This window comes from Tritonibacter sp. SIMBA_163 (genome assembly GCF_046535935.1).
Classification (GTDB): Bacteria; Pseudomonadota; Alphaproteobacteria; order Rhodobacterales; family Rhodobacteraceae; genus Epibacterium; species Epibacterium scottomollicae.
Window position 1 is genome coordinate 1 of sequence record NZ_JAWJBP010000689.1, and the last position, 261, is coordinate 261.

Annotated in this window: 1 protein-coding gene; it reads left to right on the top strand. The window is 64.4% G+C overall.

Annotated features, from left to right (window positions below):
• Positions 1–261, top strand: a 261-nt coding sequence (locus R0J92_RS24080; protein WP_411053535.1) for a molybdopterin-dependent oxidoreductase, incomplete at both ends; no start/stop codon positions are given.

Genomic DNA, 261 nt, shown 5'->3' on the forward strand with positions numbered 1-261 from the left:
GCCGCTGGAGTGGCCCTATGTCGAGGGCCTGCGCCTCGACGAGGCGCGCCATCCGCTGACCATTCTCGCCGTCGGGCTCTATGGCGAAACGCTGCCCAACCAGAACGGCGCGCCGATCCGGCTCGTCGTCCCGTGGAAGTACGGCTTCAAGAGCATCAAGTCGATCGTCAAGATCTCGCTCGTCGAGGAGCAGCCGGCGACCACCTGGAAGAATTCCAACGCCCGCGAGTACGGGTTCTACTCCAACGTCAATCCGGCCGT